Origin of the sequence: Aeromonas sp. HMWF017 (assembly GCF_003061465.1) — a bacterium.
Classification (GTDB): domain Bacteria; phylum Pseudomonadota; class Gammaproteobacteria; order Enterobacterales; family Aeromonadaceae; genus Aeromonas; species Aeromonas veronii.
The window spans coordinates 88,925-103,546 of record NZ_QAJD01000062.1 but is presented as its reverse complement, the minus strand read 5'-3'; the positions used below and the strand labels follow the sequence as shown (position 1 = coordinate 103,546).

The window sequence follows — 14,622 nt, the reverse complement described above, 5'->3', positions numbered from 1 at the left end:
GTATGAATCCCGCCACAACCTCTGTCACTCACAATTCTCATACTGGTAGTGCTGAAACCGATGCTAATTGAACAAACAGAACTTGAACCGATTACGCTGGTTGAATAGACCACAAACCCGTCGGTTTGCGGTCTGAATGAATGCTTAGACCTTGAAGAAGCGGATCCCCTGATCCAGCTGCTGAATGATGTCGGTGAGCTGGGATGCATCGTGGTTTACGCTCTCGGCCGCAGCCACGTTCTCCACTGACATCTGGGTGATCTCTTCGACGGATTGGGCAATCAACTGGCTAGCTGCAGCCTGTTCATGGAGCATGGAGCTGATCTCCTGAATAAGGCCAACCACCTTGCGTGAACTCTGATCAACCTGAGCCATGGTGTTGCTGGAGTTGTCAGTGGTCTCCCGCACGGTATCCATGCTGTCGGCGCATGTATTCATCCCTTTCACCGCACCAGTCGCCCCTTGCTGGATGGACTGGAGCATCTCGTTGATCTCCTGGGTTGCTTGTGTGGTACGAGCCGCCAGGGTGCGAACCTCATCTGCCACCACCGCAAAGCCACGTCCCATGTCACCGGCGCGAGCAGCTTCAATGGCGGCATTCAGTGCCAGCAGGTTGGTCTGGTCGGCAACCCCCTGGATCATCACCGAGATCTGGCTGATCCGTGTGATGTCATCAAACAGCCCTTGAACTTGCTTGGCGGAGTCATTGACCGCAGCCGTTACCCGCACCACCTCTTGGGAGGCTCGTTTGACCTGCTCTTCACCGGCATGGGCGATCTCGCCGGACTCCATGACGACAGTATTGGCCTGATTGGCGAAGGAGGAGAGCTGGGAGACCGAGGTCGTCAACTCTTCCACCGAAGCGGCGGTATTGGCGGTAGCCAGCGACTGTTGCTGGGAGCTGGTGTTGACCTGCTGAGCGGCGGCAACCAGCTGAGAGGAGCTGGCGGTGAGTCCTTCGGCTGCATGCTGCATGGTGGAGACAATATCGCGCAGACTGCGGCGAGTATTGACCATCGAGATCTGGATCTGGGTCAGTTCATCATTGCCTTCCGGATTGTCTTTCGCCGTGAGATAACCACCGGCCAATTGCTTGATCTCTTCCATGATGCTGGCCAGCGGCTGGTTGATGCTGTTGCTGAGCAGCCAGCCCAACACCAGAGACAAGATAACGGAGAGGGTGAGAATGGTGTAGGTCGTGGCAGTGAGGTCAGCGACGATCACATCACTGTCGTTATAGGCTTTTGTGCCCAGTTGTTCATTAATATCCACCAGCTTGCTGAGCAGGTCGTCGACTACCTGAAAACTGGCTTCCGCTTCACCTTTCATCAGTTTGACGGCGGTATCGTTATCGTTGGCATAGCTGGCGGCCATCACTTTTTTGGCGGACTCTTTGTAGATCGGCCAGGTGCGGTCAACTTCTGCCAGTGCGGCTTTCTCTGGCTCGGTCAACTCGGTGGCGCGATATTTATTGAGCAACGCCACCATTTTTTGCTCATGTTCATCCATTTTACGACTAATAGCGTCCATGCCCGGCTGGGTAGGTTCGATCACATAATCAAACAGTGAACGGTTATGGTAGATCGCCTGCATATTGGCGTTGGCAATATCTTTGATGGGCGTCAAATTGTTGAGATACATGCTATTGAGCATGTCATTGACGACGGCGGTATTTTGTTTGCCATATATCCCCACCCCGATCAGGATGAGGTTCACCAGTAAAAATGAGATTATCAATCGCACTTTAATGGAAACCTGACGTATTAGATTGTTCATAGATAGCCTCATGCTAATGGTTAGCGTTCCTTGCAGTGATAAAGCGACTGCTTTTGTACTATTCCCCCTTGGTCAGGGGACAAATTCAACATGGTCGATCCGGTTGGGGTGAGCGGGTCTGCCATTCGGCAAACCAGTTTTCAATTTGATCCAGCGGCAGGGGGCGACTGATGTAATATCCTTGTGCCAGTTCACACCCCAGCAATGTGAGTTGTTGCCAGTCCTCTTCGCTCTCAACCCCTTCGGCCACTGTCTTGAGCCCCAGCTTTTGGCTCATCACTATCGCTGAGGTCAATATAGCCAACTTCTTGGGGCTGGTATGGGCGTCATGGACAAATTCTTTATCAATCTTGATCTCGGTAAAGGGACAGCGAGATAACTGCTTCATGGAAGAGTAGCCGGTACCATAATCATCCATGGCGACGCCAAATCCCCGTAATCTCAGCCGCGCTAGCGTGCCCAGCGACATAGCCAGATTTGACATAAAGGTGGTTTCGGTCACCTCGATAATAATGGCACTGCAGGGCAATTGGTGTTCCTGGACAATCTCGACCATTTTTCCAACCAGTTTATCGGTGGTCAGCAGAGTGACCGGCATATTAATGGAGCAGCTGAGTGGCGAGGGCAGGGTGGTCAGTTTATTGAGTCCTCGGCAGGTGGCGTGTAAAAACGCATAGAAAAAGTCCAGCGCCAGTTGCCCCTGTTCCAGATGATGGACAAAGCAGATGGGTGGCAGTACCCCGTGTTCCGGGTGATGCCAGCGAACCAGTGCTTCGAAGCCATAGAGAGTGGCATCCATCATGGCGACCTTGGGTTGCAGAAAGGGAACCAGTTGCCCTTCTTCCAGCGCCTGCCGCACATCCTCGGCGGTAAAGCTGAGTTGCATCCAGTTGTTGTTTTTACGGTGTTTCATGGGGTCGCAATGTTGCAGCATATTGTGTAGATCCTGCTGCCGGATCGGCTTGGCCAGCACGCCGATCACCTCCAGCGTGCCAGCATCGGCGATAGAGTGGATTACGTCCAGTACATCCCGATCGACGGCGCTCATGACGGCGATAAACATCTGATAATGAGCATTTATTTCCAGCTGACTAATGAGTTCAACCCCATCCATACCGGGCATGTTGAGATCGGTGATCAGCAGGTCGACGTGATCGATCTGCTGCAGTTTGTCCAGAGCATCCTGACCATCGCTGGCGAGATGGATTTGGCCAAAGCCCAGCTCCTGCAGCAGGCAGGTCACCTCATACTGCTGAGTGCGAGAATCATCGACCACCAGGGCGCAGCGGCCCTGCCATTGTACTAATGACATAGCTAATCCCTCATCAATCCGGGCGACCGAGTGTCTGGGTTATCTGTGTGAGTGACATCACTTCGTCGACCCCTCCGTGGGCGATCGCCTCTTTTGGCATGCCAAATACCACACAGCTGGCTTCATCCTGAGCAATAGTGCGGGCGCCGGTATCGCGTAGCTCTCGCAAACCACGGGCACCGTCATCCCCCATGCCGGTCATGATGACGCCGAGTGCATTGTGTCCCGCACTCACCGCCACCGAGCGAAACAGCACATCGACCGAGGGGCAATGGCGGGAGACCGGCGGCCCCTCTTTCACCTCCGCCAGGTATTGGGCACCACTGCGCTGGATCAGCAGATGCTTGCCCCCCGGCGCAATGAGCGCCACCCCGGGCAGTAGGCGATCCCCCGTGACCGCCTCTTTGACTTCAATCTGGGACAGACCGTTGAGCCGCTCGGCAAACGAGGCGGTAAATCTGGCGGGCATGTGTTGCACGATGGCCAAACCCGGGCAGCTGGTGGGCAACCGGGTCAGCAGGTACTCCAACGCTTGGGTGCCACCGGTCGAGGTGCCAAGGGCAATGATCCGCTCGGTGGTTTTGAATTTGATCCGCTCGGCTGGGGCAGAGAGCATGGCATCGGCGCTGCGTTTGGGGGCGGGTACGAAGCCTGCGGGCTGGTTGGTCGGCATCAGGTTGCGCAGCTTGGCGTTGACCGCCATGCGGATCTCCTGGATCAGCTCGTTGGCCGATTGCTGCAGAAAGCCTTTAATGCCGACGGCCGGTTTGGTGATGATGGAGATGGCGCCAGCGGCGAGGGCATCCAGTGTGACGGCGGCCCCTTCTTCGGTCAGAGAGGAGCAGATGATGACCGGTGTCGGTCGCTCGCTCATGATTTTTCTCAAAAAAGTGATGCCATCCATCCGCGGCATCTCAATATCGAGAATGATCACGTCCGGCCAACTCTTCTTCATCTGCTGCATGGCAAAGATGGGATCGAATGCGGCGCCCAGCACCTCGATATCGGGGGCTTTGTCCAGCATCTGGGTCAGCACTTCACGCACCAACGCCGAGTCGTCAACGATCAATACCCGTATGGTCATAGTTTATCCTTGAATGACTGGGGTTGGCAGCGATAGCGGGAGGGTGCCTCTTGCTCCAGCGGCAGACCCTGTTGACGGATGATCTCCGAGTGGCCGACCAGCAGATAGCCACCGGGTTTGAGCAGATCGCACAGTTGGGAGAGAACCTGTGCCTTGGTGGTTTCGTTAAAGTAGATCAGCACGTTGCGCAGGAAGATGACGTCAAAATCACGCTCGGTAAAGTTGCCGCAATTGAGTAGATTGAGGTTGGAAAACGAGACCTTTCTGGCTAATTCGGGGCGCACTCGTACCTTGCCGGTGTACTCATCATGGCCGCGCTGAAAGTAGCGCATCCAGAGATGGGGGGGGACATGTTGGGCCCGCTCAACGGCGTAGATGGCGCGCTGGGCAAAGGGGATCACCCGGGTGTTGATGTCGGTGGCGTAGATCTTCCAGCGCTCGTTGAGGCCGAGCTGTTCAGCCAGCACCATGGCGGCGGAATAAGCCTCCTCGCCGGTGGAGCAGGCGGCAGACCAGATCCGTATTGGCTGGTGACGGCTTGCCTGCAACTGCTCGGCATACTGTTTCAGCCAGCTGAAGTGCTGCGCCTCGCGAAAAAAGTAGGTTTCGTTGGTGGAGAGCAGATTGATGGCGATCTGGCGCTCATTGACGTCTTGCGGCTGGTTGATCCGTTCCCAATAGCTGTAGTAACTGACGAGATTAAGGGCGCGCAGCCGCTTGGCCAGCCGGGATTGCACCAGCGCCCGCTTGCAGGGAGCAAGATCGATACCGGCGGTGGTCAGAATAAAGCGCCGGAATAGATCGAACTCCTTTTGGCTGAGGATCGGCCCCTGTTCAGGAGGGATGGGTGATGCCACTAGCATCCCCCTGACTCGATATTGAACAGCTGGCTGGTGGTCGCCTCTGCCATGGTGCTGAGCTCGGCAATGGAGAGGGCCTTGTGCATGTCGAGCAGAATGGCGAACTGCTGTGCGATGGTGACCACCCCCTGAATGAAGTCTCCCCGGATATGGGCACCAAATGTCGGGGCGGGCTCTATGGTGTCGGTGGCGACCTCCAGCACTTCACACACCGCATCGAGCAGCATGCCGATCTCCTGCTCTTCGCCACTGCTGTTGGCCAGCGACAGGATTGCCACACAGGTGGTCGGTTTGAGCTCGGTCTGGGCCCGGCCAAAGCGGATAGAGAGGTCGATAACGGGTACCACAGCTCCCCGCAGATTGATGATCCCCCTGACGAAGCGCGGCATCATGGGCACTGGGGTCATCCCCTCGAACTCGATGATTTCACGGATGCAGCCGATATCGACCCCATATAACTCCCCCCCCAGCATGAAGGTCACGCAGTGGAAGTGGGAGGTGGTGGCCTCAGGAGCAAGTTTGGTGCGCATATGCCGGCTCCTAGTAGTTGGTGAACTTGCCATCATCGACTTCCCGCTCCAGATCCTCGTCGTGGTGCAGGTGTGGATGTTGGTTCAGGGCACTCTTTTTCGGGCTCACGGGTTTGGCCACATAGTGTGAACCGTGGAATGGCTGTGGCTGACGACTGTTGCCTCCCCTCAGGGTGAACTGCTGCATCAGCTCCTGCAGTTGCAGCGCAGTGGAACTCAGCTCTTCGGAGGTGGAGCTCAGCTCCTCGGCAGAGGCGGCAGAGGCCTGCATGCCATCGCTGATCTGGGTCACCGCAATATTGATTTGGGAGACGCTGGCCCGCTGCTCGCGAGAGGCAGAGGCAATTTCTTGCACCAGGGTGGCGGTCTGATCGATGCCGGGCAGCATCTCACGCAGCAAGGTGCCCGCCTGTTCAGCCACGCTGACCGAACGACTGGCCAGCTCGCCAATCTCTTTGGCGGCATTTTGCGAGCGTTCAGCCAGTTTTCTGACCTCGGCCGCCACGGTGGCAAACCCTTTGCCGTGTTCACCGGCACGCGCCGCTTCGATGGCGGCATTGATGGCCAGCAGATCGGTTTTATTGGCGATGTCGTTGATCACCGTGATGCGGGAGGCGATCTCCTTCATGGCATGCACCATCTCACCGACCGCCTTGCCACTGTCGGTGGCACTGCTGGCGGCCTTGGTGGAGATATTTTCGGTCACCTTGGCGTTATCGGCGTTCTGGCTCACGGTAGCGGCCATCTCTTCAACCGAGGCGCTGGTCTGCTCGACGCTGGAGGCCAGCTCCGAGGCGGTTTGGGAGAGGGAGTTGGCGGTAGCCGCCACCTGTTCGGAGGCAGAGCCAATGGCCTCCGACATGGCGCCCACTTCATTGAGGGTATCGGAGAGGCGATGGGCCATGCTCTTGATGGCAAACAGCAGGCTGGAGGTGTCATCACTGCGCAGCTTGACCGGAGTCGAGAGATCCCCTGCGGCAACACGGGAAACCACCTGCACGGTATAGGAGGGGTCTCCCCCCAGCTGGCGCAAGATACTGCGGGTCACCAGCAGGGCCAACACCAGACAGATGGCAAATGCGGAGCTTGAAATGCCGATCAACAGGCTGAAGTTGCTCTGGTAGATCACCTCGCTCTCAGCAAGTGATTGGCTGGCCAGCTTGTCATTCAGATTAACCAGCTCGGTCAGCAGATCATCCGCCCGATCAAAGGCCGGGCGTCCCTGCTCTGCCATGATTTTCGCCGCACTCTGATTGTTGAGGTTGTCCCCGACGTCAGCTTGCGCGGTGTGCATGATGGTATCGGCAGAGGTTTTATAGATGGCCCATGCCTGGTCAAAACGGGCCAGCGCATCGATCTCCGGCTGGGTCAGGTAAGTTTTGCGATAGGTATCTAACAACTTGTTGAGCTGCTTTTCATAGCGCAACATGTTGCCAGCATTGATCCTTCTGCTCTCTTCGCTCGACTCCAGCACATAGCGATAGAGCGCCCGGTTCATGTAGATCGCTTGCATATTGGCATTGGCCAGATCCCTGATGGGAACCAGCTGATTGGCATGCATGTTCTTGACCAGCTGAGCCATCGCCTTGGTTGAGTGGTAACTGGTAAGGGTCAATATCACCAGCAGTACCATCAGGATGGAGAACGAAAACACCAGTTTTGTTCTGACTTGCAAGTTGTGAAACCAGTCCATGGTTTTGACTCCGTTAATCCGGTTGATAACAGTATGTTGGGGATCAGTTCCTGATGCTGAACAATGTGTCGGTCTGCTCATGGAGCAAATGCCGTTCTCTGCGCCGCGCCAACTCTATCAACTGCGGCACATCGAGAATAAGGGCGGGCTCACCGTTGCCCAGAATGGTGGAGCCGCTGACATAGCGCAGGGATTTGAACAGCTCGCCCAGCGGTTTGATCACCGCCTGTACTTCGCCGATCAGCCGATCTACCACTATGCCCGCCCGGTTGTCGGCATAATCGACCATCACCACAAAAGCGGGCTCATTGGCCGAGGGGAGGGCAAAGAGTTCGCGCAACACGATGAAGGGCACCCACTCGCCGCGAATATTTATCTGCCGTGACGGGGTATCGAGTGCTTCCGGCGGCAGGTCGATGCACTCGATCATCATGTCGAGGGGGATAACCAGTGAGGAGTGATCCACCTCGATGCGAAAACCGTCGATGATGGCCAGTGTCAGCGGCAATCTGAGGCGGAAGGTGGTTCCCATCCCCAGATGGCTTTCGATGGAGGCTTCACCGCGCAGCGACTCCAGATTGCGTTTGACCACATCCAGTCCGACCCCGCGGCCGGAGAGGTCGCTGACATCGGTCGCAGTGGAGAAGCCTGGCTGAAACAGAAATTGGAATATCTCCTGCTCCCCCATAACCTTGCCCTCTTGCGCCATGCCGAGGGCAAGGGCCTTGGCCTGGATCTTCTCCCGATCGATGCCGCGGCCATCGTCACTCACCTCGACCACCACGGCGCCTGCGTCGTGATAGGCATTGAGAGTGATCACGCCAGACGCAGATTTACCTGCCAGCAGGCGCTGCGGTTCATCCTCAATACCGTGGTCGACAGCGTTGCGTACAAGGTGCATCAGGGGATCGGTCAACTTCTCGACCATGGATTTGTCGATATCGGTATCGGCGTTGTTGATGTGCAGGCTGATGTTTTTACCTGTCTGTTGGGACAATTCATGCACCAGTCGGGGAAAGCGGTTGAAGATCTCGTTGATGGGCACCATCCGCAGCGTGAGGGCATCATCACGGATCCCCTCGACCAGGGTGTTGACGGTGGCGACCGACTCGATCAGTTCGGCATCCCCCCGCATTTTTGCCTGCAAGGTGGTGGCCGAGGTGGCGATCACCAACTCGCCAACCCGGTTGATCAGTCGATCCAATTTGGCGGCTTCAATGCGGATGTAGTGCCCTTCGGCCCGCAGTGGTGCGGGTTTGACGAGGGGGGCAACGGGGCTCTCGGGTTCACTCTCCGATTTGGCGGGTGCAGGCTGATCAAATTGGGTGGCGGGCGCATTGTCGTATGCACCGCGCTCGATGGCATCGGCTTCGGCCCGGGCCAGGACATTGGCCGCTTCCCAGCGAGCCAACTGTGCCGCCAGCGGTTCATTGCGCCACTGGGCCAGCCGCGCGCCCTGTTTGGCATATTCGGCCAGATCCTGATGAGGGGTGAGCAGGCAGATAATGCTGGCGTGCGCGACGAAATCGAAGGTGCTGCGAATACGCTCGGGGGATTGTGCGCTGCGCAGCGTGATCTCGTAGCCCAGAAAACACTCAGTGGGATCAAGCAGTTGCAGCGGTGGCCACTCATGCCAGACCGGCTCGATAAAGACGATATCCCCCAGATTGGCGAGATAGCGGATAAACGCCAACAGATCGAAGCCATCCTGATAGAGGGCCGGATAGAAGCGCAGCGACAGGTGCCACGCTCGCATATCTTGCTCGGCGGCAACGAGCTGGACGGGCAGTGAGACCGGTGGATTGGGCAGGCTCTGGTGACCCTGTAGTTGGGAGAGTAGCGCCAGGATCTGCTGGGTTTCGGTTTGCGGCAGCTCGGGGTTGTGCTCGGCCCCTTGCAGCAGATCGCGCAGTTGATCGTTACAGGCCAGCAGCAGATTGATCAGATGCTCATCGAGCTGTAGCTCGCCGCTGCGCAGTCGCGTCAGCATGTTCTCCATGGCATGGGCAAAGCGAACCAGCATGGTGAGCCCCAGCATGCTGGCCGATCCCTTGATGGTATGGGCGGTGCGAAACATCAGATTGTAGGTATCCGGGTTCGCGGGGTAGGTCTCTCTGTCCAGCAGGGCGTGTTCCAGATTGTCGCACTGCTCATAGGCCTCTTCAAAAAAGAGGGCGCGCGCTTTATTGATGTCCATCTTGGGCCCTCACCAAGGTCAGCATGGGCAACAAGCCGAGCTGACTCAATGCCTGTTGTGCCACGCTCTCTTCACCTGCGCGGATCCGCAGACTCTTGTTCTGCTGATTGGCCTCTTGCTGCAAGAGCGCCAGTAGTTGGGCTCCGCAACTATCCAGAGCCTCCAGTTGGCTGACATCCAGCACGACGATGGCGAAGTTGAGCAGGCTGAAGAGATCGTCCTGCAGCTCGCCAAGGGTCATGATGGTGAGCTCCCCCGTAAGTGTGGCGGTCGGGGGCGCATGCAGAATATCAAGCTCGAAACTCATCTCCGTTGCCTCTGTGTCATGGTTGCATCACCTTATAGACATCATCGATCAGCTTTAGTGGTTCAAACGGCTTGGTCAGCCAGATGCGCGCCCCCGCATTGAACCCCTCCAGCCTGATCTCTGCCGAGTTCTCGGTAGTCAGCATGATGAAGGGTAGGTAACGGGTCGCTGGCTGTTTCTTGACTTGCCTGAGCAGGGTCATGCCATCCATGCCTGGCATGTTGAGATCCGAAATAATGAGATGTACGCGCTGGCGCTCCAGCTGGCCAAGGGCCGCGTTGCCATCATCGGCTTCAATCACTGCAAAGCCTGCGCTTTGCAACGTCATGGTGATGGTGGCTCTGATGCTGGCAGAATCGTCCACAACGAGGATGGTTTTAGTCATATTCCTGCTCATTCATACGCGATGATGGTATCCGGATGACATTTCTCTAACCCACTAATTGTTGTCCAATAACTTGATCTGTGTGGATGTTTTAAAAATGAGTCCAATGAACGAAGGGGAAAGGCAGCGTTATCGTTCCCGCGCTATCGCAATGGGTGTTTGTCTATGTTGCATCCTTCCATATTGAAACGAGAGGCATTCTCATATATTGTTTGTTATAACATAACAAAATGGAGTTGCCATGAAGCCTCATATTCATCCGGATTATCGTTTGGTGCTGTTCCATGACACGGCGGCAGATGCCTTTTTCTTGGTCGGTTCAACCATCAAGAGCGATCGCCGCTACACGTGGCAAGACGGGAAGGAGTATCCCTATGTGTCGCTCGATGTTTCCAGCCAGTCGCACTCGTTTTATACCGGCAAGCAGAAGCAGGTATCGAGCGAGGGGAGTGTGGCCCGTTTCAACAAGCGCTTTGGCGCATTTTCAAGCAAGAAGGAGTCCTGAATGCAGGTCGTCTGTTCACTCAAATCCGCACGGGCACGTCATCCCGATTGTCAGTTGGTGCGTCGTCGGGGCAAATTGTTCGTGATTTGCAAAAGCAATCCCCGTTTCAAGGCTCGCATGAAGTGATTCGTTAAATGATGTCTGGCCCCATGATCTCGCCATCAGGTGATCATGGGGTCTTTTACCTTTATCGCCCCTATCAATCTGTTTCCATCCTGCTGTTTGCGCCGACTTTTGCATGCTCCAGCCCGCCTGATGAGGTATAATGCGGCACTATTTTTATGGGTTCCCCGTGAGCGTGATGAAAGAATTTTTTGCAACCTGCCCCAAGGGGCTGGAAAACCTGTTGGCCGATGAGCTGACCAATCTTGGCGCAGAGCAGGTCCGTGAGACCGTGGCTGGCGTCCACTTCAAAGGCGAACTGGCGATTGGCTACAAGGCGTGCCTGTGGAGCCGTTTTGCCTCCCGTATCGTGCTGGTGCTCTCCGAATTCCAGATGAACGACGATCTGGATCTCTATCTGGGCGCCCACACTATCCCTTGGGAAGAGCACTTCTCCGGTACCTCTACCATCGCGGTGGACTTTACCGGTACCAACCCTGCCATTCGCAATACCCAATATGGCGCGCTGAAGATCAAGGATGCCATCGTCGACCGCTTCACCAAGCGCGGTCACGTGCGTCCGGACGTGGACAAAAAGTCGCCTGATATCCGTATCATGGCGCACCTGGGCAAGGGCAAGGCCAATATCACGCTGGACTTGTCAGGCCCGGCGCTGCACCAGCGTTTCTATCGTCAGGGCACCGGTGAGGCACCGCTCAAAGAGAACCTGGCCTGCGCCATGATTGCCCGTAGCGGCTGGGCCGGTGAGCCCATGATGGACCCGATGTGCGGTTCCGGTACTTTGCTGATTGAAGCGGCCTTTATCGCCGCCGACATGGCGCCGGCGCTGCGTCGCGAGCGCTTCGGTTTCGATCGCTGGCTGCAGCACGATAGCGAGCTGTGGCAGAGCCTGATGATGGAAGCGCAAGTGCGCGCCAAACGTGGCATGCAGCGTTGCGAAGTAAAACTGTTTGGTTGCGATGCCGACCAGCGTGTGCTGCTCAAAGCCCGTGACAACGCCAAGGCGGCCGGTGTGGCCCACCTCATCACCTTCAAGCAAGCCGATGTCACCAAGCTGGAAAACCCGCTGCCGATGCCTGCCCCTGTTGAAGGGGAAGAAGGTCAAGGGGAGGCCCGCCAGGTCGGTATGCTCATCTCCAACCCGCCCTATGGCGAGCGTCTTGGCGAATTTCCGGCGCTGCTGGAAGTGCATCAGGCCCTCGGCGATGCCCTGCGTCGCAGCTTCCAGGGTTGGAAAGTCTCCATTCTTTCCGCATCGCCCGAGCTGCTCAGTTGTCTGCGCCTGCGCGCCGACAAGCAATATCGCCTGTTCAACGGCGCCCTCGAGTGTCAGCTGCGCAATTATCAAATCGCACTGGACTCCGTGGCTTCCCAAAAAGAGGTCGCACAGGACTTTGCCAACCGTCTGCGCAAGAATCTGAAGGCGCTCGAGAAGTGGGCGAAGAAAGAGAATCTCGACTGCTACCGTCTCTATGATGCCGACTTGCCGGAATACAACGCCGCCATCGACCGCTATCAGGACTATCTGGTGGTGCAGGAGTATGCCGCGCCCAAGGATATCCCCGCCCAGAAGACCCGTCAGCGTCTGCTCGACATGGTTCAAGCCGCCATCAAGGTGACCGGCATGGACGGCGAGAAGGTGATCCTGAAGGTGCGTGAGCGTCAGGAAGGCAAACAGCAGTATCAGAAGCTCTCCGAAGAGCAGCACCGGATGGAAGTACAGGAGTACGGTGCCCGTCTGTGGGTCAACCTCTACGACTATCTGGATACCGGTCTATTCCTCGACCACCGTCAGACCCGCCGCATGCTGGGTCAGATGGCCAAGGGCAAGCGCTTCCTGAACCTGTTTGCCTACACCGGCAGTGCCACCGTGCACGCAGGTCTTGGCGGTGCCAGCGAGACCACCACAGTGGACATGTCCCACACCTACCTGAACTGGGCGCAGGACAACATGCGCCTCAACTCGCTGGTGGGCCGTCAGCACAAGTTTGTCCAGGCAGATTGCCTGAAGTGGTTGTCTGAAGCCGATGAGCAGTACGACCTCATCTTCATCGATCCGCCCACCTTCTCCAACTCCAAGCGGATGGACGAGAGCTTCGACGTACAGCGTGATCACCTGCTGTTGATGCAGCACCTGAAGCGCCTGCTTGCGGCCGATGGCACCCTGGTCTTCTCCAACAACAAGCGTCACTTCAAGATGGATCTGGCAGGTCTCGAGGCTATCGGTCTCAAGGCCCAGAACATCACCCAGAAGACGCGACCGAAGGATTTCGAGCGCAACCAGCACATCCACAACTGCTGGATCATCACCCATGCGCCGGAGCAGGCTGAGGCGTGATGCTGACCCTGTTTCACACCGACGGTTGCCACCTCTGTGAGCAGGCCTGGGCGCTGGTGGAGGAGGCCGGCCTTGCCGCCACCACCCGCCAGTGCGACATCATGGATGATGAGCAGTGGCTTGCTGCCTATCGGGTTCGTATTCCGGTACTGCGTGACGAGGCGGGCCGCGAGCTCGGCTGGCCCTTCACGCTGGTCGAGCTCAAGGGCTGGGCCGCCCGTCAGGGGTGAGAGTGATTTGACGATAAAACGGGGGCAGACCCAGTCTGCTGCCCGTTTTTTTCATATGAAATAAGGAACATACATGGCTCTTTTAACATTGCACGGCGCATGTCTGTCGTTCAGTGATTTCCCGCTGCTCGACAATGCCGAATTGACCATCGAGCGGGGCGAGCGCCTCTGTCTGGTTGGCCGCAACGGGGCGGGCAAGTCCACCCTGATGAAGGTCATTGCCAGCGAATTGCCGCTGGACGACGGGCGTCTGGTGCTGCAACAAGATTTGAAAGTGACCCGCCTTGAGCAAGATCCGCCTGCTTCCAGCGAGCTGACGGTGTTTGACTATGCTGCCGAAGGGCTGGCGGGGGTGGGGGAACTGCTCAAGCAGTACCACCACATCTCCATGGAGCTGGCGAGCGATCCGTCAGATGCCAATATTCGCAAGATGAGCGAGTTGCAAGAGCAGCTCGATTATCAGAACGGCTGGCAATTTGAGACCCGCATCAGTCAGGTGTTGACCCTGCTGGGGCTGGATCCCGATGTGACCCTCGACAGCCTCTCCGGCGGCTGGCTGCGAAAAGTGGCGCTGGCCCGTGCGCTGGCCTGCGATCCCGACTTGCTGCTGCTCGATGAGCCGACCAACCACCTTGATATCGAAGCCATCAACTGGCTGGAAGATTTCCTCAAGGATTTTCGCGGCGCCATCGTCTTTATCTCTCACGATCGGGAGTTCATCCACAAGCTGGCAACCCGGATCATCGATCTGGATCGCGGCGCCATCACCTCCTGGCCGGGTAACTACGACGAGTACCTGCAGGGGAAAGAGGAGTGGTTGCGGGTTGAAGAGCTGAAAAATGCCGAGTTCGACCGCAAGCTGGCGCAGGAAGAGGTGTGGGTGCGTCAGGGCATCAAGGCTCGCCGTACCCGTAACGAGGGGCGAGTGCGCGCCCTCAAGGCGATGCGGATGGAGCGTACCCAGCGTCGTGAACTGCAGGGTAAAGCCAAACTGCAACTCGATGAGGCGAGCCGCTCCGGCAAGCTGGTATTTGAAGCTGAAGGATTGGGGCTCGACTTTGGTGATCGCACCTTGTTCGAGGGGCTGGATCTGCAGGTGCTGCGTGGCGACAAGATTGCGCTGGTTGGCCCCAACGGATGCGGCAAGTCGACCCTGATCAAGCTGCTGCTGGGTCAGCTAGATGCCACTCGTGGTTCGGTGCGTCAGGGCACCAATCTGGAAGTGGCCTACTTCGATCAGTACCGCGAACAGCTCGATCCCGAGCAGACGGTGGTGGACAAC

The 14,622-nt window shown here is 57.1% G+C and carries 14 protein-coding genes; 5 read left to right on the top strand and 9 right to left on the bottom strand.

Annotation, left to right across the window (positions count from 1 at the left end; all coding sequences use genetic code 11):
* Positions 1-144: 144 nt before the first annotated feature.
* The 9 genes from DBR30_RS05900 to DBR30_RS05860 all read right to left on the bottom strand — a co-directional run bounded on the left by DBR30_RS05900 (position 145) and on the right by DBR30_RS05860 (position 10,144).
* Entirely contained in the window at positions 145-1,776 is a 1,632-nt protein-coding gene (locus DBR30_RS05900) for a methyl-accepting chemotaxis protein (protein WP_108542393.1), read from the bottom strand.
* A gap of 85 nt (positions 1,777-1,861) precedes the next feature.
* Positions 1,862-3,088, bottom strand: a complete 1,227-nt coding sequence (locus tag DBR30_RS05895; RefSeq protein ID WP_108542392.1) for an EAL domain-containing response regulator — start codon at positions 3,086-3,088, stop codon at positions 1,862-1,864.
* 13 nt (positions 3,089-3,101) lie between these two features.
* Positions 3,102-4,172 (bottom strand): protein-glutamate methylesterase/protein-glutamine glutaminase, encoded by a 1,071-nt coding sequence (locus DBR30_RS05890; protein WP_108588236.1) that lies wholly within the window; start codon positions 4,170-4,172, stop codon positions 3,102-3,104.
* Positions 4,169-5,035 (bottom strand): CheR family methyltransferase, encoded by an 867-nt coding sequence (locus tag DBR30_RS05885; RefSeq protein WP_108540408.1) that lies wholly within the window; start codon positions 5,033-5,035, stop codon positions 4,169-4,171. The genes DBR30_RS05890 and DBR30_RS05885 overlap by 4 nt, the downstream gene beginning before the upstream one ends.
* Positions 5,029-5,562: a chemotaxis protein CheW gene (locus DBR30_RS05880; RefSeq protein WP_108540411.1), complete on the bottom strand. Its 534-nt coding sequence runs from the start codon at positions 5,560-5,562 to the stop codon at positions 5,029-5,031. The genes DBR30_RS05885 and DBR30_RS05880 overlap by 7 nt, the downstream gene beginning before the upstream one ends.
* A gap of 10 nt (positions 5,563-5,572) precedes the next feature.
* Positions 5,573-7,255 (bottom strand): methyl-accepting chemotaxis protein, encoded by a 1,683-nt coding sequence (locus DBR30_RS05875; RefSeq protein WP_108540414.1) that lies wholly within the window; start codon positions 7,253-7,255, stop codon positions 5,573-5,575.
* Positions 7,256-7,298: 43 nt separating this feature from the next.
* A complete protein-coding gene (locus DBR30_RS05870) occupies positions 7,299-9,452 on the bottom strand; it encodes a chemotaxis protein CheA (RefSeq protein WP_108540417.1) in 2,154 nt (717 codons plus the stop codon).
* Entirely contained in the window at positions 9,439-9,759 is a 321-nt protein-coding gene (locus DBR30_RS05865; protein ID WP_108540420.1) for an STAS domain-containing protein, read from the bottom strand. Before DBR30_RS05865 ends, DBR30_RS05870 begins: the two co-directional genes overlap by 14 nt.
* A 16-nt stretch (positions 9,760-9,775) precedes the next feature.
* A complete protein-coding gene (locus tag DBR30_RS05860) occupies positions 9,776-10,144 on the bottom strand; it encodes a response regulator (protein WP_058052576.1) in 369 nt (122 codons plus the stop codon).
* Between the two features lie 241 nt (positions 10,145-10,385).
* On the opposite strand from DBR30_RS05860, the gene DBR30_RS05855 reads away from it, so the two are divergent.
* From DBR30_RS05855 to DBR30_RS21715, 5 genes are all read left to right on the top strand, one after another.
* Entirely contained in the window at positions 10,386-10,649 is a 264-nt protein-coding gene (locus DBR30_RS05855) for a type B 50S ribosomal protein L31 (protein ID WP_005336598.1), read from the top strand.
* On the top strand, positions 10,650-10,775 hold the full coding sequence (gene ykgO / locus DBR30_RS05850; protein ID WP_005336596.1) for a type B 50S ribosomal protein L36: 126 nt from the start codon (positions 10,650-10,652) through the stop codon (positions 10,773-10,775).
* A gap of 139 nt (positions 10,776-10,914) precedes the next feature.
* On the top strand, positions 10,915-13,110 hold the full coding sequence (gene rlmKL / locus DBR30_RS05845; RefSeq protein ID WP_181363499.1) for a bifunctional 23S rRNA (guanine(2069)-N(7))-methyltransferase RlmK/23S rRNA (guanine(2445)-N(2))-methyltransferase RlmL: 2,196 nt from the start codon (positions 10,915-10,917) through the stop codon (positions 13,108-13,110).
* Positions 13,110-13,340: a glutaredoxin family protein gene (locus DBR30_RS05840; RefSeq protein WP_108540423.1), complete on the top strand. Its 231-nt coding sequence runs from the start codon at positions 13,110-13,112 to the stop codon at positions 13,338-13,340. Before rlmKL ends, DBR30_RS05840 begins: the two co-directional genes overlap by 1 nt.
* A 73-nt stretch (positions 13,341-13,413) precedes the next feature.
* A partial coding sequence (locus tag DBR30_RS21715) for an ATP-binding cassette domain-containing protein (RefSeq protein WP_258224301.1) occupies positions 13,414-14,622 on the top strand: 1,209 nt, incomplete at its 3' end.